This window comes from Streptomyces sp. NPDC000941, assembly GCF_053599555.1.
The window spans coordinates 1-18,978 of the sequence record NZ_JBSFMM010000075.1; the positions used below are offsets into that span (position 1 = coordinate 1).

At 67.7% G+C, this 18,978-nt stretch carries 12 protein-coding genes and 1 pseudogene; 11 read left to right on the forward strand and 2 right to left on the reverse strand.

Annotation, left to right across the window (positions count from 1 at the left end):
* The 4 genes and pseudogenes from ACWDSL_RS23935 to ACWDSL_RS23950 all read left to right on the forward strand — a co-directional run.
* Positions 1 to 978 (forward strand): annotated as a pseudogene (locus ACWDSL_RS23935) (endo-1,4-beta-xylanase); the annotation flags it as partial.
* Positions 979 to 1,302: 324 nt separating this feature from the next.
* Positions 1,303 to 2,949 (forward strand): glycoside hydrolase family 27 protein, encoded by a 1,647-nt coding sequence (locus ACWDSL_RS23940; protein WP_450488542.1) that lies wholly within the window; start codon positions 1,303 to 1,305, stop codon positions 2,947 to 2,949.
* Complete coding sequence (locus ACWDSL_RS23945; protein WP_450488544.1) at positions 2,946 to 4,445, forward strand: glycoside hydrolase family 43 protein; 1,500 nt, start codon at positions 2,946 to 2,948, stop codon at positions 4,443 to 4,445. Before ACWDSL_RS23940 ends, ACWDSL_RS23945 begins: the two co-directional genes overlap by 4 nt.
* A 26-nt stretch (positions 4,446 to 4,471) precedes the next feature.
* Positions 4,472 to 4,789, forward strand: a complete 318-nt coding sequence (locus tag ACWDSL_RS23950) for a hypothetical protein (RefSeq protein WP_450488546.1) — start codon at positions 4,472 to 4,474, stop codon at positions 4,787 to 4,789.
* A gap of 204 nt (positions 4,790 to 4,993) precedes the next feature.
* On the opposite strand, the gene ACWDSL_RS23955 is transcribed toward ACWDSL_RS23950, so the two are convergent.
* A complete protein-coding gene (locus ACWDSL_RS23955; RefSeq protein ID WP_450488548.1) occupies positions 4,994 to 5,791 on the reverse strand; it encodes a FadR/GntR family transcriptional regulator in 798 nt (265 codons plus the stop codon).
* 377 nt (positions 5,792 to 6,168) lie between these two features.
* Between ACWDSL_RS23955 and ACWDSL_RS23960 the strand changes: the two genes are divergently transcribed.
* The 7 genes from ACWDSL_RS23960 to ACWDSL_RS23990 all read left to right on the forward strand — a co-directional run bounded on the left by ACWDSL_RS23960 (position 6,169) and on the right by ACWDSL_RS23990 (position 16,676).
* Complete coding sequence (locus ACWDSL_RS23960; RefSeq protein WP_450488550.1) at positions 6,169 to 7,533, forward strand: ABC transporter substrate-binding protein; 1,365 nt, start codon at positions 6,169 to 6,171, stop codon at positions 7,531 to 7,533.
* The gene (locus ACWDSL_RS23965; RefSeq protein WP_450488552.1) at positions 7,530 to 8,444 is read left to right on the forward strand and encodes a carbohydrate ABC transporter permease; all 915 of its coding nucleotides are present in this window, start codon (positions 7,530 to 7,532) and stop codon (positions 8,442 to 8,444) included. The genes ACWDSL_RS23960 and ACWDSL_RS23965 overlap by 4 nt, the downstream gene beginning before the upstream one ends.
* The gene (locus ACWDSL_RS23970; protein ID WP_450488554.1) at positions 8,434 to 9,300 is read left to right on the forward strand and encodes a carbohydrate ABC transporter permease; all 867 of its coding nucleotides are present in this window, start codon (positions 8,434 to 8,436) and stop codon (positions 9,298 to 9,300) included. Before ACWDSL_RS23965 ends, ACWDSL_RS23970 begins: the two co-directional genes overlap by 11 nt.
* A 73-nt stretch (positions 9,301 to 9,373) precedes the next feature.
* Positions 9,374 to 11,368 (forward strand): hypothetical protein, encoded by a 1,995-nt coding sequence (locus tag ACWDSL_RS23975; RefSeq protein ID WP_450488556.1) that lies wholly within the window; start codon positions 9,374 to 9,376, stop codon positions 11,366 to 11,368.
* 40 nt (positions 11,369 to 11,408) lie between these two features.
* On the forward strand, positions 11,409 to 13,703 hold the full coding sequence (locus ACWDSL_RS23980) for a right-handed parallel beta-helix repeat-containing protein (RefSeq protein WP_450488557.1): 2,295 nt from the start codon (positions 11,409 to 11,411) through the stop codon (positions 13,701 to 13,703).
* 912 nt (positions 13,704 to 14,615) lie between these two features.
* Positions 14,616 to 15,614 carry a non-reducing end alpha-L-arabinofuranosidase family hydrolase gene (locus ACWDSL_RS23985; protein ID WP_450488559.1) on the forward strand — a complete coding sequence of 333 codons (999 nt, stop codon included), beginning with the start codon at positions 14,616 to 14,618 and terminating at the stop codon, positions 15,612 to 15,614.
* A 138-nt stretch (positions 15,615 to 15,752) separates the two neighbouring features.
* Positions 15,753 to 16,676, forward strand: a complete 924-nt coding sequence (locus tag ACWDSL_RS23990; RefSeq protein WP_450488561.1) for an alpha/beta hydrolase family protein — start codon at positions 15,753 to 15,755, stop codon at positions 16,674 to 16,676.
* Between the two features lie 180 nt (positions 16,677 to 16,856).
* Here the strand turns inward: ACWDSL_RS23990 and ACWDSL_RS23995 are convergent, their stop codons facing one another.
* Positions 16,857 to 18,959 (reverse strand): beta-galactosidase, encoded by a 2,103-nt coding sequence (locus ACWDSL_RS23995; RefSeq protein WP_450488563.1) that lies wholly within the window; start codon positions 18,957 to 18,959, stop codon positions 16,857 to 16,859.
* Between the last annotated feature and the right edge of the window lie 19 nt (positions 18,960 to 18,978).

Here is an 18,978-nt window from a genome sequence, read left to right on the forward strand (position 1 = left end):
GCAACTGACTCCGCCTCGATTCAGGCGTCCACCCTGGGCGCTCAGGCGGCCCAGTCCGGGCGGTACTTCGGGGCCGCCGTGGCAGCCGGCAGACTCGGCGACGGTACGTACTCGACCATCCTGGACCGCGAGTTCAACATGGTCACCCCCGAGAACGAGATGAAGTGGGACACCACGGAGCGCTCCCGCGGCTCGTTCAACTTCGGCCCGGCCGACCAGATCGTGAACCGCGCCACCTCGCGTGGCCAGCGGGTACGGGGCCACACCCTGGTCTGGCACTCCCAGCTGCCCAGCTGGGTCAGCTCCATCGACGATGCGAACACCCTGCGCAGCGTGATGATCAACCACATCAACGGCGTGATGGGCCACTACAAGGGCAAGGTCTATGCCTGGGACGTGGTGAACGAGGCGTTCGCCGACGGCGGCAGCGGAGCGCACCGCCCCTCGGTCTTCCAGAACCTGCTGGGTGACGGCTTCATCGAGCAGGCCTTCCGCACCGCGCGGGCCGCCGACGCGTCGGCCAAGCTCTGCTACAACGACTACAACATCGAGAACTGGAGCGACGCCAAGACCCAGGGCGTCTACCGCATGGTGCGCGACTTCAAGGCGCGCGGTGTGCCCATCGACTGTGTCGGCTTCCAGGCCCACTTCGGCACCGGCGGCCCGCCGGCCAGCTTCCAGACCACCCTGTCCAACTTCGCCGCCCTCGGCGTGGACGTGCAGATCACCGAGCTCGACATCGCGCAGGCACCGACGGCCGCGTACGCGAACACGGTCAAGGCCTGCATGAACGTGGCGCGGTGCAACGGCCTCACCACATGGGGCATCCGGGACACCGACTCCTGGCGCGCCGGGGAGAACCCGCTGCTCTTCGACGGCAACGGCAACAAGAAGGCGGCCTACAACGCGACGCTGTCCGCGCTGGGCGGCACCCCCGCGGTGAAGGGCACGGCGAACACCGTGACCAAGACCGCAGCACAGGCCACGGCGAAGGCCACGGCTCACTCCCCGGCGAAGAGCACGGCCTCCCTCGACTCGGCCGCCGCCCTGCAGTACCTCTACCAGGGCATGAACCCCAACGCCGGCGGCGACTACAACACCCTGCCGTGGCGACTCGGCCTGCTCACCCAGACCAACTCCACCTACTGACCGCCCCGGAGACACCCGGCCTCGGCGCGGATATCAGCCCCCGGGACGCGTACCGCGCCGAGGTCCCTCCCGATCGACCGGGTCACTCCATCCAGCACACAGGCGGGTGCCGCCAGTGACGCCCTGCGGCACCCTTCCGGGAAAGGAACCACGGTGCCCATACGACCACGCGGACGACTGCTCCGCCTCCTTGTGGCCGCCGCTCTGACGGCCACCGCGTTCACCACGGCCACGGTCCACTCGCCGGCTCAGGCCGCGCCCGGCAGTCCGGCGCTCACCCCGCCGCTGGGCTGGAACAGCTGGAACAGCTTCGGGTGCGGGGTCACCGAGGCCCAGGTCCGCCAAGCCGCCGACGCGATGGTGTCCTCGGGTATGCGGGACGCCGGTTACCGGTACGTGGTCGTCGACGACTGCTGGTTCGACCCGCAGCGCGACGCCGCGGGCAACCTGCGGGCCAACCCCACCAAGTTCCCCGGCGGGATGAAGGCACTCGGGGACTACATCCACCAGAAAGGCTTGAAGTTCGGCATCTACCAGGTGCCCAACGAGCGCACATGCGCCCAGGGCACAGGCGGCTATCCGGGGTCCACCGGCAGCAAGGGCCACGAGGCGCAGGACGCTCGCACGTTCGCCTCCTGGGGCGTGGACTACCTCAAGTACGACTGGTGCTCCTCCGCCGGCACTCGGGACGAGCAGGTCGCACGGTTCACGCTCATGCGCGATGCCCTGCGCGCGACCGGGCGCCCGATCGTCTACAGCATCAACCCGAACAGCTTCCACGCCATCACCGGCGACAGGTACAACTGGGGCGAGGTCGCCGATCTGTGGCGGACGACCGAGGATCTGCTCGACATCTGGCAGAACGGCAACACCAACAGCTATCCGATGGGCGTGGGCAACGTCCTGGACGTCACCGCGCCGCTGGCCGCGCAGTCGGGTCCGGGCCACTGGAACGACCCGGACATGCTCGTCGTCGGCCGACCCGGCCTGTCGCTGACCGAATCCCGCTCCCACTTCGCCCTGTGGGCGCTGATGGCCGCGCCGCTCATGGCGGGCAACGACATCCGCACCATGTCGGCCGACGTGAGCGCGATCCTGCGCAACCCGCGCCTGCTGGCGGTGAACCAGGACCCCCTGGGCGCGGGCGGGCGCAGGGTGCGCGACGACGGAAACACCGAGGTGTTCGCCAAGCCCCTGTCCGACGGCTCGGTCGCCGTGGGCCTGTTCAACCGGGGGAACAGCACAACCACCGTCACCACCACGGCGGCCCAGGCCGGTCTGTCCGGCGGGTCGTTCACCCTCACCGACCTGTGGACCGGCGGCACATCGAGCACGACCGGCCAGATCTCGGCAAGCGTGCCCGCACACGCCGTCGCCACGTTCCGGGTGACCGGTGGCACCCCGCTGGCCGCCGCCACGTCCCGGCTGCGCGGCAACGGGTCCGGCCGTTGCGTGGACGTGGAGAACGCCTCCACAGCGGCCGGGGCGAGGACACTGATCCAGGACTGTCACACGGCCGCGAGCCAGCTGTGGACCACATGGTCCAGCGGCGAGGTCCGCGTCTTCGGTGACAAGTGCCTGGACGCCTACGACCAGGGCACCACCAACGGTACCCGTGTCATCACCTGGCCCTGCAACGGGCAGGACAACCAGAAGTGGACCGTGAACTCCGACGGGTCGATCCGCAACGCGCACGCCGGCCTGTGCCTGGACGTCGACCAAGCCGGCACCGCGGGCGGAACCCCGCTCGTCCTGTGGACCTGCGACGGCCGCGCCGGCCAGAAATGGAGCCGCGCGTGAGGCCCGATCGCGGCGGTGTCCGCCCCGGCGGCCGTCCAACGTCACTCGTCGACCAGCCCTCCGTGGAGGCCACGATGCTCCCTGCCCGGCCCGTCCCCACCCATGCGAGGCTCAGCCGAGCCGTGGCCTGGGTGGTGGCCCTCGTCCTGGCGTTCGCCGTCGTCCCCGCCGCGGTACAGCCCACGGCGGCCAGGGCGGACAACCCGATCGTGCAGCACATCTACACCGCCGACCCTGCCCCATTGGTCCACAACGGCCGGGTTTACCTCTACACCGGGCACGACGAGGATGGCTCCACCAACTTCACCATGAAGGAGTGGCGGGTGTGGTCCTCCGACGACATGGTCAACTGGACCGACCACGGCTCGCCGCTCAACCTGGCCACCTTCAGCTGGGCATCCTCCAACGCGTGGGCGGGGCAGACCACCTACCGCAACGGCAAGTTCTACTGGTACGTGCCGGTGACGAACCGGGCGACCGGCCGGATGGCCATCGGCGTGGCGGTGTCGGACAGCCCCACCGGACCGTTCCATGACGCCATCGGCCGTCCCCTGGTGGAAAACGGCGAGATCGACCCCACCGTCTTCGTCGACGACGATGGCCAGGCCTACCTGTACTGGGGCAACCCGAACCTCTGGTACGTCAAGCTGAACGCCGACATGACCTCGTACTCGGGCAGCCCGAGTAAAATCCCGCTCACCACCGCGGGCTTCGGCACCCGCACCGGCGACCCCAACCGGCCCACGCTGTTCGAGGAAGCGCCCTGGGTCTACAAGCGAGGCAGCCTGTACTACATGGTGTTCGCGGCCAAGTGCTGCTCGGAGTTCATCGCCTACTCCACGGCGCCCGGCCCGACCGGACCGTGGACCTACCGCGGGACGGTCATGCCCACACAGGGCAGCAGCTTCACCAACCACCCGGGCGTCGTCGACTTCAAAGGCAACTCGTACTTCTTCTACCACAACGGCGCCCTCCCAGGAGGCGGCGGCTACACTCGCTCGGTCGCGGTGGAGAAGTTCTCCTACAACGCCGACGGCACGATCCCGACCATCACCATGACCGGCACGGGCGCGCCCCAGGTCGGCACGCTCAACCCGTACGTACGCCAGGAGGCCGAGACGATCGCCTGGGGCTCCGGGATCGAAACCGAGCCGTCGAGTGAGGGCGGGATGAACCTCGGATGGCTCGAGAACGGCGACTACGTCAAGGTCAAGGGCGTGGCCTTCGGCACGGGCGCGTCCTCCTTCACCACCCGCGTGGCCTCGGCGACCGGCGGCGGCACCGTCGAAGTCCGACAGGGCGGTCCGAACGGGACGGTCGCGGCCCGGTGCCCAGTACCGAACACCGGCGGCTGGCAAACCTGGACGACGGTGTCCTGCCCGGTCAGCGGGGCGACGGGAACCCAGGACCTGTATCTGCGGTTCACCGGCGGCAGCGGCTACCTGGTCAACGTGAACTGGTGGCAGTTCACCCCCGGCGCCAGTGACCAGTTCTGACCACGACATCAGCGCACCACGCGCACGTGGCGCAGCCGGATGGGGGGGCGGCTGCTTCCTGCGCAACTCCGATGAAAGCGTGGTGTCGACGCCCCAGAACTGCTTCTGGTGCTGCGTCGGCACCGGGCTGGAAAACGTCTGCGCCAGGGTCGAAAAGGAATACGGCAGCCGGGCGCGGCATCGAGAACGTCTACATCAAGGACCTCGCCTACACCGGCACCCACGCCGGCACATCGCTGCTCATCGGCCTCGACGCCAACCACGTCATCAAGGACATCACTTTCGAAAACCTGGTCATCAACGGGCGGGTCATCCGCGACAGCGGGGGCAAGCCGAACTGGTAGCCGGCCTCGGACGGCGTGCCCATGTTCGCCAACGACCACGTCCACAACCTCCGCTTCCTCACCACCGAGGAAGCCGCCGCCCAGTAAGTCTCCCGGCGCCCGGGGCGGCTGGAGCGGTCTGCCACCTGCCGCCCCGGCCGTCGACAGGCCGCGTGACAGGCGGCCGAGAAGACCGCGTGTCGCGGCGGGGTCCGATGGGGAACGCTATCCGAACAGGCGCCGCTGGATCTCCCGCCGGTAGTCCTCGAGCGTCCTGTCGAGATGTGCCGCCGTGGCCTGGGCCGCCTCGTCGGGCCGGCCGTCACGAATGGCCCGGTAGATCGCCTCATGCTCCTCGACCGCCGACTCGGTGCCCTCGCCGAGCCTGTCGTGGATCCCGATCGCGCTCGACTGCCGCTGCAGTCGTCGTGCGTCCCGCACGGCGCTGACGAGGAAGGTGTTGTGCGAGGCCGCGGCGACGCCCGCATGGAAGTCCTCATCCGCCTGGTTGAACACATCGACCTGACCGTGGACGAACCCGTCTCGGCACTGCTGCGTGGCGGCTTCGATGGTACGGAGCTCGGCGGGCGTGGCACGGGTGGCGGCCAGACTGCTGGCAGCCATCTCCTGAATCCTGCGGAACTCGAACAGCATGAGGACGTGATCGAGGTCGACGGGGCGGAAAAAGCCGCCCCAACGGCTGGTGAGGAGCATGCCCTCGTCGTCCGCGACGAACAGTCCGCGCCCCTTGTGCGCTCGGACCCGGCCAAGCGCTGAAAGGATCTTCACGGCCTCCCGCACCACCGCCCTGCTGGTATTCAGCATCTGCGCCAGATCGTTCTCGGTGGGCAGCCGATCGCCCGCCACCAGACGGGCCTCGGCGATGAACTCGAGGATCCGCTCCGCGACGACTTCGTAACCGGGGCGATAGTCACGCCGCCGGTCCGAGCCGCTCACCGCTGCCGCCTCGGCGTAAGAGACCTGCGCCGGCAGGGCCGCTTCGGCTGCGGGCGTGTCGTTCATCTGTCGTGCCTCCGGGGTGACTGCGACGAGGGCGGCTGATCGCTGTGGAGCCGCGCTCATCGTACCGCAGGCAACAATGAGTCGTACTCATTTGGAGATGGCTCCACGCCATAGAGTTCTATGGCTAATTGGAATATTCGGGGATCTATTGGGTCTAGTTCGGCCTCAACTTTGCGCCATCATCCATAAATCACCGAGAAGACAGCCACACACACCCTTGACGGATGCCTCGATAAGGCGGCTAATTTCTTCCGGGACGGCAGCGGAACAGCCGTCCGCAGCACCCGACGCCCGGCCGGGACGGTCCGGCGTCACCTCATCCGCGCCGCTGCTCTGCCGATCTGCTCGGGCCGCCTGCAACCCCAGGAGAGTCGCATATGACCGTCAACAAGCCTTCGCTCGGCCAGGTAAGGGTGGTCAGCAAGAGACGTTCGGCATGGTTGGCCGGCTGCGCGGCCACGGTGCTGCTGACCGTGGCCGGCTGTGGCGACGGAGGCGCTGCCGGTACGACCACCAAGGACGGCTTCGCCCAGGTACCCCAGAAGGACGGCGCATTGACCGTCTGGGTGGACGCGACCCGTCTGGACGCCGCGAAGCTGTACCAGAAGCTGCACCCGGACGTGAAGCTGGACATCGTCACCTACGACGGCGACGCCAACGGCTCGAACTACCTCCAGACCAAGGTCCAACTCTTCAACCGCACCCGCAAGGGCTGGCCGGACGTGGTCTTCAGCTCCCAGAACAACGAGGCGACCTGGGCAGTCGACGCGGGCTTCGCGGCGCCGCTCAACAAGGGCCTGATCCCCTCCGCGACCCTGGGGCAGTTCGCCGAGGGCGTCAACGACGTCTGCACGGTGAGCGGCACGGTCTATTGCCTGCGCAATGACCTCTCCCAGGCGGTGCTCTGGTACAACGCGCCGCTGCTGAAGAAGTTCGGCTACCAGGTTCCGAGGACTTGGGAGGAGTACGTACAGCTCGGCAAGAAGGTGGCAGAGGAACACCCCGGCTATCTCGTGGGTGACGCGGGCGACTCCTTCGCCCCCGAGATCTACCTGTGGGCGAGCAAGTGCGGCGCCAACCACATCACCGGCCCGAAGTCGGTTTCGGTGAACACCACCAGTGAGGCCTGTACCAAGATGGCCAGGCTCATGGACGTGCTGATCAAGAACAAGTCCCTGTCCATCAGTGGGGTCTTCAGCACCGACTTCGGCAAGAACAAGGCCGACAAGGTCCTGCTCATGCCCGGCCCCGCCTGGTTCGGCGGCGCGGTGTTCAAGGACACCCTCAAGACCCCGGCCAAGCAGATCGCGGCAGCGCCCATTCCCCAGTGGCAGGGGGACACTTCGCCGTCCACCGGCAACGTCGGCGGCGGCACCTGGCTGCTGTCCCAGCACTCCGCTCACATCAAGGCCGCCACCGACTTCCTGAAGTGGGTCACCACCGACAACGCCTACCAGGGCGAGAAGGCGCCCGGTTTCCCGGCCTACGCGCCCGCGGCCGAGACCTGGCTGAAGAAGCAGGACGCCTCCGGATACTTCGCCGGCGACCTGAGCGCGCTCAAGGACGCGGCCTCCCAAGTCTGGCCGGGCTGGGGCTCGGGCCAGTTCAGCCAGGAGGCGATCTGGGCCGCCACCGTCAAGCCCGGCCTGACCCAGGGCAAGACCGTCGAGTCGATGCTGCCCGCCTGGCAGGACTCCGTCGTCAAGTACGCCAAGTCCAACGGATACAAGGTCGCCCAGTGACCCTCACCCACTCCACGGCCGGCTCCGCCCACCGGCGCCGTCGCGGCGCCGCCCGCCAGAGCCGGGCCGGCACCGCCTTCGTCGCCGGCTATGTGCTCCTGCTGATCGCCTTCGGCATCCTTCCGACCGGGTACGCCGTCTACTTCGCCTTCACCGAATCCGGGGGCAGGTTCACCGGCTTCTCCAACTTCGTCACCACGGCGAACGACTTCCGCTTCATGGACGCCGTGAACCACGTCGCGGTCTACCTCGTCTTCTGGCTTGCCTCGCTGGTGGTGTTCGTGGTGGGGCTGGCGCTGCTGCTGCACCGCCTGGCCTCCGGGACCGTCAGCAAGGCGCTGCGCTTCCTCTTCTACATCCCCGGAGCGCTCGCCGGCGCCGCGAGCGTGCTGGTGTGGCTGTTCGTGCTCGACCCCACGGTGAGCCCGGTCAGTTCGCTCCTGAGCATGCTGGGGTTCCACACCTTCGGCGAAGTGATCGCTCCCGGCAACCTGCCACTGCTGTTCACGATCATCGCGTTCTGGACCGGCGCGGGCGGCTGGATCGTCGTCATGTACGGCGCGCTCAACAACATCCCCAGGGACGTCATGGAAGCGGCGCGCATCGACGGCGCCGGCGCCTGGCAGACCGCGTGGCACGTGCAGATCCCCATGCTCCGCAAGTGGATCGTGTACATGATGATCCTGGCCTTCGCGGGCGGGGCGCAGCTCTTCGTCGAGCCGCAGTTGCTCTCCCTCGCCAGCGTGGGTGTGGCCGGACGCGACTACTCGCTGAACCAGCTGACGTACGACTTCGCCTTCCAGATGAACAACATCAACGGCGCCGCCGCGGTCTCGGTGGAGCTCCTGGTCGTCAGCGCCTCTGCCGCCGCGATCTTCGTCGCACGGTCGGGATTCTTCGATGCCGACTAAAGGCTCCTCCCGGCTGCTGACCGGCTCCGTGCTGGCCGTGTTCGTGGTGTTCTTCGTGCTGCCGGTGCTGTGGCTCGTCCTCGCGTCGACCAAGACCGACCAGCAACTGGTCCACGACAACCCGCTCTCCTTCGGCTCCTGGAACGCGCTGAAGGCCAACTGGGACGCGCTCACGGCGTTCCAGGACAACGCCATCATGCAGTGGCTGGGCAACTCCGCTCTGTACGCGGTGATCTCCCTGGTCATCACGCTCTGTGTGGCCGTACCCGCGGGATACGCCCTGGCCATGACCGAGTTCCGCGGCCGACGGACCCTGCTGGTCTCGACCCTGGTCGTGATGCTCATGCCGAACGCCACCCTGGTGGTGCCGTTGTTCCTGGAGATCAACGCGGTGCACCTGATCGGCACGATGTGGTCGATCATCCTGCCGTACTCCTTCTACCCGTTCGGGGTGTACCTGACGTACATCTACTTCACCACCGCCGTGCCGAAGGACCTGCTGGCAGCGGCACGCATGGACGGCTGCTCGGAATTCGGCGTCTTCCGGCACGTCGCGCTGCCGCTGGCGACTCCGGTCATCGCGCTCGTCGGTTTCTTCAGCTTCGTCGCCAACTGGACCAACTACTTCCTGCCGTACGTCATGCTTCCCGAGAGCAGCCAGATGCCGGTCCAGGTGGGTGTCGGAACCCTGCTCAGCAACGTGCCGTCCTTCAATCCGGCCGTCGGCACCCTCGCGATCCAGCGTCCGCAGCTGGCGCTGGCGACACTGCTGGCCATCACGCCCGTGCTGATCGTCTTCCTCTTCGCCCAGCGCTTCCTGGTCAGCGGGATGCTCGCCGGCGCCACCAAGGAATGACACCGGCCTCGTCCGCCCGGCCGTCGTCCCCGGCGAGCGCGATCGCGCCGCCACCCCGAACGGAGCTCCTTCCATGCCCCTCAGCTCTGCTGACCACGCCTCCGCCGAGGACGCCCCGCCCTCCGGCCCCCCGGTTCCGCCACCCGAGATCCGGGCGGGGGTGCCGCTGCTCGAACCACCTGGCTGGGCCGTGGCCCAGCGGGCCCTGTTCGACCTGCTGGACCACGCCTGGCGGCGCTTCGCCCGCGACTTCACCGGCCCGGACGGACGGCTGAACTACACCGGCCGGCTGACCACCCGTGACGGTGTGGACGACTTCTACGAGGTGTTCTTCAACTGGCCCCAGCTGTATCTCCTCGGTGGCGCCGACGATCTGCTGCCCGCCAGTGAGAGGCACTGGGAAGGCGTGACCCGGCAGCTGACCGAACTGGACATGCTGCGCGATGAGTTCGAACGCGGCTACGACTGGTTCCACCAGGGGGAGAGCCTGCTCCTGCTCTACTTCCTGTGCATGGCCGCCCCCGGCCGCTGGTCCGAACGCGCCCTGCGCTTCGCCGATTTGTACGTCGACCCCGCCAAGGGCAACTACGACCCCGGGCACCGCGTCATCACCCGTCCGCACAACGGCAGCGACCCCGACCGCCGGGGCCTGTTCGACGGCGACGTCTATCCCTGGCTGCCCAAGGAAGCGCACACGTACGGCTTCCCGCTCGACTGGATCCCCGAGGCGGACGGCGGCCCGTACCCGCTCTCCTCGGATCCGCGGCTCGGAGCCCGGATGCGCGACCGGATGGGCGACGGCGACACAGCCGTCAACCTCGCGGCGGCCGGTCTGGTGCTCAACGCCTGGATCCTCTCCGGCGAGGACCGCTACCGCGACTGGATCGTCGAGTACGTGGGCGCGTGGCGAGAGCGCACACAGGCACACAAGGGTCTCATTACGGACAACGTGGGGCCGGACGGGGTCGTCGGCAGCCTGCTGGAAGGCCGCTGGTACGGCGGCCACTACGGCTGGTCCTGGCCGCACGGCTGGCACAGCGTGGGCCACGCGGCCTGCGTGGCGGCGCTCGCCGCGGCGACGGTCACCGGGGACGACGGCTACCTCTCCATGGTCGCGACCTCCCTCGACACCCTCATCGGCCACGGCAAGGTGATGCCCTTCACCGACTCGGACTCCAGTCTCCCCTCCAAGTGGGTGGCCGAACTCGGCCCGGACATCCACACGCACACCCTCCACCTTCCGTTCCGCCACAACGACTCGGGCTGGTTCGACTACAACCCGGTCACCCCGCCCGTACCGGTGGCGCTGTGGCACCACACGGCCTCCGCCGCCGATCGCATCCGGCTGGAGCGGCTGCGCGAAGCAGACGGCATCGACTGGCGCACCGTCCGGCCGTTCCGGGCCAAGGAGGAGTCCGGACACGAAAAGGCGTGGTTCGCCTTCCTCGCCGGTGACGACCCCGGCTATCCCGAGCGGATCCTCGCCGCCGCCCAGGCCCAGATCCGCCACCGGCTGCGCCGCATCGACCGCTATCGCGACCTGGACGTGCCCGAGGCCGACATCCACGTGTGGCAGCAGTGCAACCCCGTGGCCACCGAGGCCCTCGTCCAGCTGACCTGGGGCGGCCCCCAGGTGCTGTACAACGGCGGCCTCCAGCAGGCCCGGCTGCGCTACCACGATGCCGACGCCCGCCGCGCCGGACTGCCGCCGGATGTGGCCGCGCTGGTCACCTCCATCGACCCCGAGGCGACGACGGTCGAGCTGGTGAACCTTTCCCCCGAGGCAGACCGCACGGTGATCGTTCAGGCCGGCGCCTTCGCCGAGCACACCATCACCGCCGTCCGTTACACAGCCTGCGAGGACGACGGCTGGATCGGGGACATGTACGACTACGGCCACACCGAGCCGGCCACCACCGAGACGGAGGAGTCCTGCGACAGCGTCTTCCTGACGGTCCGGCTGCCCGCGTCCACCCGTATTCGGCTCACCCTCCGCCTCCAACCGCGCACCAACGCCCCCAGCTACCGCACACCGTTCGACACCCCGGCCCAAGGAGCCGCCGTATGAACGCCTGCCCCACCGCCCGAACCAGTACGAGGAGCAGCCGATGAAGCCAGTCACCTCCACCGTCCGCACGTTGTCGGCAGCGCTTGCGATGGCGGTCGCCGCTGTGCCGCTGACATCCCTCACGGCACCGACCCCGGCCTCGGCCGCGACTCAGGCGACGTACTACGTCGCCCCCGACGGTGACGACGCCAACCCCGGCACGATCACGGCGCCGTTCAAGACCCTGCGGCACACGCGGGACGTCGTGCGTACGGTCAACAACAACATGAAGGGAGACATCCACGTATATCTCCGCGGCGGAAACTACCCGGTGAGCAGCACGATCAACTTCACACCGGCCGATTCCGGAACCAACGGCCACCGTGTCGTGTACGCCGCCTACCGGGGCGAGAAGCCGGTCCTGAACGGAGGCGTTCAGGTGACCGGCTGGACTCAGCACAGCGGGAACATCTGGCAGGCCCGGCTGAATCGCGACGACAAGCTCCGCGCGCTCTACGTCAACGGCAAGCGGGCCCAGATGGCTTCGAAGACGATCAGCTCGGCCGGATGCCACGGCACCTACACCATCACGGCCGGCCAGGCTCCCTGGGCCTGGGAGTCCGGTTCGCAGTGCGACGGAGCCAAGTACAGCCTCTCGGATCTGCCTGCGGTCGCCCTCAACCAGGACGACGTCGAAATCAAGTCCGCGACGACCTGGACCACGGCCATCGTGGGAGTCCGCAAGATCACCACGAGTTCGGACGGCGCCCATCGCGTGGCTCTCTTCCAGCAGCCGGGCGCGGCCATCGCCCAGGGCCCGCCGAACGGCCACTTCAGAGCCGATGGCACCCACACCTTCATGAACGCGTACGAGTTCCTGGACCAGCCGGGCGAGTTCTACTTCGACAAGACGAATCACCGGCTGTACTACTACAAGTCCGACGCCGAGGACATGACAACCGCACAGGTCTTCGCGCCGAACAAGCTGTCCACCCTCATCAAGATCGCCGGAACGTCCACGACCGACCACGCGCGGAACATCACCTTCTCCGGACTCACCGTCGAGCACTCCGACTGGAACCTGGTCAACGTGGCGGGCTCCGTGTTCAGACAGGGCCAGCAGGGAAACGCGAGCTCACTCGTGTACGCGAAGGAGAACTTCCACGCCTACTCCTACCGCAACGTCGACCTGCCGCCGGGGATCATACAGATCGAGAACGCCGACGGGATCATCCTGCGGCGCAACACGGTGCAGCACACCGGCGCGGACGGAATCCACATGGTCAACGACGTGACGGACACGCAGTTGATCGGCAACTACACCAATGACATAGCCGGATCCGCCGTCACCGTGGGGCATCCCCAGCATGTGTACATCGGGGACCACACCTCGGCAAACGGCGAGAAGTACCCGGCGAACGTCGAGGGGGTCTGCAAGAACATCTCGATAACGGACAACTACCTCTACGACAGTGCGGTGCTGTTCCAGGGGTCCAGCGCCGTATCGGCATACTTCGCCGATTCCCTGTCCGTGCGGCACAACCAGATCGAGAAGACCCCCTGGGCGGGCATCACGCTGGGCTGGGGATGGTGGAACTTCGACGGTTCGGCGAACTCGGTCCGCCCCGGCGTGCCGACCACCACGTCGAAGAACAACACCATCAGCCACAACCAGATCATCGACACGATGCAGGTGCTCGGCGACTCCGCTCCCATCTACACGTTGGGCAGCCAGCCGGGAACCGAGATCGACAACAACTACATCCAGGGCGTTCCGGCCGGCTACAAGTACGGACTCCACCCTGATGAAGGCTCCGCCTACATCAATTACCACGACAACGTGCTCCACCTGGACCCGAATGTCACGTACGCCATCAACTCCGGCACGTGGGGCCGGCAGCACGACCTGAGCATCACCAACACCTACGGCACGATCAACAAAATCGCCGACAAGAACGTCCCGAACAGCACCATCCAGGACGTGCGCGCGTACCCGGACAACGTGTGGCCGTCACAGGCGTACAGCATCGCCGTGAACGCAGGCCTGGAGGACACCTACAAGGACATCGTCCCGCGGAGCAGACTGGCCCTGCCTGACTACGTTCTGCCGGCCAGCACATTCGTCGGCAAAGGTGTGTCGTCCATTCCCGTCCGAAGCGCCGGTGACGGGAGCAAAACTCTCTGGCTGGCTCCTTCCGGTACGACGACATTCGCCGTCGGCCCCACCATGGCCAAGGCGAGGGGAACCGCGACGACCATCAAGGTTCCGCCATCGGTCGGTGACTATCACCTCTACGTCGTGGACGCGCAGGGTCAGGCATCCGCCGAATCGAAGTCGCTCGTACGGCAGCGATGAACCCACGTCGACGGCAGCCTCGCCCAGCCGGGCATCGATGCCCATGCCTCGACGGTGACATGAGGCGGAGGGGCTGAGAGCGGCGAGGGACCCGCGGGACGGTGCCGGCGGCGGGAGCCGACGCCGTCCCGCGGCCGTCCCGGGCGGCTCGCCCACTGGGCGAACGTCGTCCGCGGGGCACACCGCCCCGCCCGGAAACGAATGAAGACCGCACCGTCGCCCCCCCTGGGCAGCCATGGGCATGACACATGAGCGAATCAAAGCGTTCGGCATCTCGAACTAACGCCGAACTATCGGACAACGATGGATCGTAGAGGAGCACTGAAGAGTGTCAATACCGTGCGCCGGACTCGCGCAGTAATCGCGACGAAACCACCGACCGGAGTTGATCCCGTAGGGCGGACTCGTCAACGTGATGTGATGTTTGACCTCCTCTACCGCCGCCACGCCGCAGGATTGCCGTCCCGAATGACGCGGCAAACCCCTGCATCATTCGACGTCAAGCCTCTTGACAGCTTCCAAGGTCCCATGGGACCCCTAGAGAGGTCATGGGATGTATCCGCGCCTCTTGCCGCCCTCCCATTTTTGCGCTCCCCGCCCCAACATGCCGTCGGAAGGTCATGTCATGACGATCAACAAGCGCGTCTTCTCGGCCGGCCAGGCCTCGCCGACCGCGCGATATTTCGTCCACGTCTGAATATCGACTACCCCCTACAGATCGCCCACGACAGCACCCGCACCATCCGTACCGGTAAGGCCCCCCACGCGTTGCCGCCGTGCTGGTTACCGAGGACACACGCGACATTCATGTGACGGGCCTCCGGCCGACCCGATGGAGCTTTGATGCATCCAGGACGCCGACCGCGCTCGCGATACGTTCGCGCTGTCGTAACTCTGCTGCTCGGCCTGGCAATGGCGCTGTTCGCCTCCCCCTCCGGTGCCGCCCCCGCATCGCCGACCGCCGCAGCCGGCATTCAGGCGCTGCCCAACAGCTTCTGGTGGTCCTCCAGCGGACAGTTGATCGCCCCCAAGCCCGACGCGAGTCATAACGTCGTCGCGGTCAAGGACCCGTCGGTGGTGTACGCGAACGGTAAGTGGCACGTCTTCATGACGACCGCGAACAAATCGGGTGGCTGGAGTATGGCCTACACGAGCTTCTCCGACTGGTCGCAGGCTTCCTCGGCGCCGCTCACCTACCTCGACACCAACCCCAATATCGGCACCGGCTACCGCGCCGCGCCGCAGGTGTTCTACTTCGCGCCGAAGAACCAGTGGTACCTCGTCTACCAGACCGGCCGCCCGTCGTACTCCATCAGCAACGACCCGGGAAAGCCGTGGAGTTGGTCCGCACCCAAGGACTTCCAGACCAGTGACTTCGGCGGTGCGCTCGACTACTGGGTCATCTGCGACAACAGCATGTGCTACCTGTTCTCCTCGGGCGACGACGGCAAGCTCTATCGGTCGGAGACCACCGTCGGCAACTTCCCGAACGGCTTCGGCAACAACAAGGTCGTCCTGCAGGACTCGCAGTTCGCCCTGTTCGAGGGTGAAGCCGTCTACCGCGTACAGGACACCAACACCTACCTGCTGATGATGGAAGCCATCGGCAGCGACGGAAACCGCTACTACCGCTCGTTTACCGCTAACGGCCTCAACGGCCAGTGGCAGCCGCTCGCGGCCGGCGAATCCAATCCCTTCGCCCGTGCCAACAACGTGGGCTTCCCCTCCGGCGCCTGGACCAAGGACATCAGCCACGGAGAACTGATCCGCACCGGCAACGACCAGACCATGACCATCAACGGGTGCCGCCTGCAGTTCCTCTACCAGGGCAGGGATCCCTCTTCGAGCGGCGACTACTCCCAACTCCCCTATCGCCTGGGCCTGCTCACCCAGACCAACAACAGCTGCTGAGCATCCCGGCCCCTCTTTCATGGGGCCGGGGACCGAGCTGACGGCCCGGCCCCATGAAAACAACACCGCGGGACCCACCACGCTGACGCATCGCGTCTGTGCGGCCCGCCTCACCCCCACAGCAACAAGGAGTCATCAATGTCAGTGCGACGGCGTACCTTACTGGGCCTCGGCGCGGCAGCGACGACGGGCGTGGGCATGTCCCTGCTCGGCAGCAGCGCGGCCGCCGGCACCCTGCTGACACCCCGGATGTCCTCACCGCGGCAGGCGCCCACCGCGCAGTTCGCCATCGGTGTGCGCCAGTTCAACTGGTCCCGCGGCAACCGCCAACTGACCACGAAGATCTTCTACCCGGCCGCCGGCACCCCGGGCGGCAACCCCATCCCGAACGCCCCCATCGCAGGCGGCGTCTTCCCCATCGCCGAGTGGAGCCACGGCATGGGGTGCAACTCCGACTGCTACTCCTCGCAGACCCACGACCTGGCTTCCGCGGGGTTCATCTGCCCCGCTCCCTCGTTCTCCGACAACACCAACATCGGCAGCGTCTACAACGGCAACTGGTCGAAGGACGTCTCCGAGGTCCTCACCCGGACACTCGCGCTGAACAACACCGCGGGCGACCCGTTCGCCGGACACATCGACACCCGAGCCGGTGTCGGCGTATCCGGCCACTCGATGGGCGGTATGACCACCCACGGCCTGCTCACCGCCTGGCCGGACAACCGCATCGTCGCCGCCGTCCCGGTCGCCTGCGTGGACATGGGCAACCCGGCAGGCCTGGCCGCCAAGGTGCTGTTCATCCACGGCAGCAACGACGGGACCTGCGACATCAACTCGGCGCGGCAGGCGTACAACGAACTCCGCGCGCCGAAGGCGTTCCTCACTCACGTCGGGGCGGACCACGGCCAGTACCTGGTCCCGGACTATCGCTACTACGCCCAGACGAAGAACACCTTCCTGGACTGGTTCCGCTGGAGCCTGTACGGCGACACCGCCGCTCGCGACCGCCTGCAAAGCGACGCCACCAGCAACGGCACCTCCTGGCAAGCGGCCCTCACCTAGGCGATTTCGCCTTGGACCAGTCATTCGTCGGTCCGGGGGGTGCTGTTGCTCCCGGACCGGAGGCCGAAGCGGGGCGGCCGGTCGCGGGACCACCGGCAGATGATCCACGCTGATGGCCCAGGCGGTTGCCGTGCCGGCAAGGGCAGAGCCCCAGTCGTGGCCGGGGCCCGACCACTTTGGCTAGGCGATCGCGTCGGCTCCCGGGTCGATCGGCGGCACGGCTTCCTCGACACACACCCGTACGTCCCACGGGCCCAGAGGCAAGGTGTCGCCGGCCGCGTACCGCCGGCCGGTGAGGACATCGCGGACCGGGCTCGGCAGCGGAAAGGCGGTCTGGTCCCATGACCAGTTGTGCACGAAGCGCAGCCGGCTGCCGTCCCTGGCGGTGGCCCCGGTGGAGGTGATCGACGGGTGGCCGGGGCGCCACGGGTCCGTGCCGGTGGCGGCCCACTGGAACAGCGCGCGGGCCAGGGTCTGGTCCGGGACGGTGCCCACACAGGTGATCCGCCCGGCTCCGTAACGGTGGGTGGTCACAGCGGGCCACCGGGCGAAGTGCGGGTGTTCGTAAGTGGCCAGTACCTCGGCGTCGGTGGGGGACAACGCGTCGGCCCAGGCCGTCGCGCACGCGGCCGACGGCAGCGGCATCGCATCCGTACCGGTGACCGGCAGCGCCGACGCCAGGTTGGAGAACTCCTCGTAAGCGACGCCGGCCGCCGCGGCCAGGCGTGCGGGCTGGATTTCGGTACGCGCCCTGGCCTCGTGGTCGGCGTAGCCGGTGCGCGGACCGAGCAGGAGATGGCCGCCGGCTTGCGCGTACTCCAGCAGCCGGTCCAGGACCTGGTCCTCGGCGATGTAGTAGCCGGATGCGACCAGCAGCGGCGGCAGGTCGGCGGTGTCCAGCTGGTCCGGGTGGACGATGCGTGCCTGCAGCCCCGCGTCGAAGGCGCCGCGGTAGAAGGCGCCGAACAGGCGCCCGTAGGAGCCGGTGTCGGAGCCGCCGTCGGGGGTGGAAAGCGGCGGCTGGTGCTGCAGCGCCCACATGCTGGGGTGGTCGAAGAGGAAGGCCGCGTCGGCGTCCGGACGCAGGTCCGCGACGAGACCGCCGGCTGCCTCCAGCTCCTCCCCCAGCCGCGCCAGTTCCCGGTAGCTGCGGCCCGGGCGGCCGCTGTGCGGGAGGATCCCGCCCCAGAAGGTCTCGGTGCCGAAGTGCAGGGTGTGCCAGTGCCAGTACTCGATCATGGACGCGCCGCGGGAGATCAGTGCCCACGCCGCCTGGCGCCACTGGCCGTCGTAGGCCGGGTAGTTCATCTCCGGGCCGCCGATGGCCTGGGCGTCGGTCTCGGTGACCAGGAACGGTTCCTGCCGGGAGGCGTACATCCGATCGGCGCTCTGGTACAGGGCCCAGGTCCCGCGGCTCGCCCACCCCTGGGGGGCGGTGTCCCGGTCCGGCAGCGCCAGACCGTCCTGCATGGCGTAGTACGGGTTCCCGGCGGTGACATCCAGCGCCTTCGTCAGTTCGGCGTCCTCGGCTGCCACCCGGTCGTAGGAGATGCACGTGGTGACGAACTGCCCCGGTCTGGCGTACTCCCGTACGAGGTCGGCCTGCCAGGCGATGAATTCGGTGGTCTGGCGGGCCTGGAAGCGCCGCCACGCCAGGTCGTACTGCGGCTGCGCGTTGCCGTCGGGGCGCCACAGGTCAGCCCAGTCGCTGAGCCGGTGCGACCAGTAGACCAGGCCCCACTCCCGGTTGAGCGTTTCGACATCGTGGTAGCGGTGGCGCAGGTCGTCGACGAACCTCTGGAAGACTCCGTGGTTGTGCAGAAGCGCCACGCCCGGCTCGTTGTCGACCTGAAAGCCGACGACCGCGGGGTGGTCGGCGTAGTGCTCCACGATCTTGCGGATGACTCGCTCGGCGTGGAAGCGGAACGCCGGGTGGGTAAAGTCGACCTCCTGCCGGTGGCCCCACGCGATCCGCTCCCCGGTGCGCCGCTCCCCCGCGATCTCGGGATACTGCCTGGCCAGCCACGGCGGAACCGCGTAGGTGGGAGTGCCGATGATCACGCCTATCCCACGCTCGTGCGCGCCGTCCAGCACCGGGCGCAGCCACTCCAGCGCGAACCGGCCGTTCTCCGGTTCCCAGGCCGACCACACGGACTCCCCGACCCGGATCACCGAGAACCGGGCCTCGGCCATCAGGTCCAGGTCCTCCTTGAGCCGGTCGTGCGGCTGGTACTCGTGGTAATAAGCGGCGCCGAAAAGGACCCGCTCGGCAGGCTCGTACACGCGTTTCTCCACTTCTGTC

Excerpts from the sequence above, each read along its gene's own strand:
- ACWDSL_RS23955 (WP_450488548.1), bottom strand. The coding sequence starts at position 5,791 with ATGAACGACACGCCCGCAGCCGAAGCGGCCCTGCCGGCGCAGGTCTCT.
- ACWDSL_RS23960 (WP_450488550.1), top strand. The coding sequence starts at position 6,169 with ATGACCGTCAACAAGCCTTCGCTCGGCCAGGTAAGGGTGGTCAGCAAG.
- ACWDSL_RS23970 (WP_450488554.1), top strand. The coding sequence starts at position 8,434 with ATGCCGACTAAAGGCTCCTCCCGGCTGCTGACCGGCTCCGTGCTGGCC.
- ACWDSL_RS23975 (WP_450488556.1), top strand. The coding sequence starts at position 9,374 with ATGCCCCTCAGCTCTGCTGACCACGCCTCCGCCGAGGACGCCCCGCCC.
- ACWDSL_RS23980 (WP_450488557.1), top strand. The coding sequence starts at position 11,409 with ATGAAGCCAGTCACCTCCACCGTCCGCACGTTGTCGGCAGCGCTTGCG.
- ACWDSL_RS23985 (WP_450488559.1), top strand. The coding sequence starts at position 14,616 with ATGGCGCTGTTCGCCTCCCCCTCCGGTGCCGCCCCCGCATCGCCGACC.
- ACWDSL_RS23990 (WP_450488561.1), top strand. The coding sequence starts at position 15,753 with ATGTCAGTGCGACGGCGTACCTTACTGGGCCTCGGCGCGGCAGCGACG.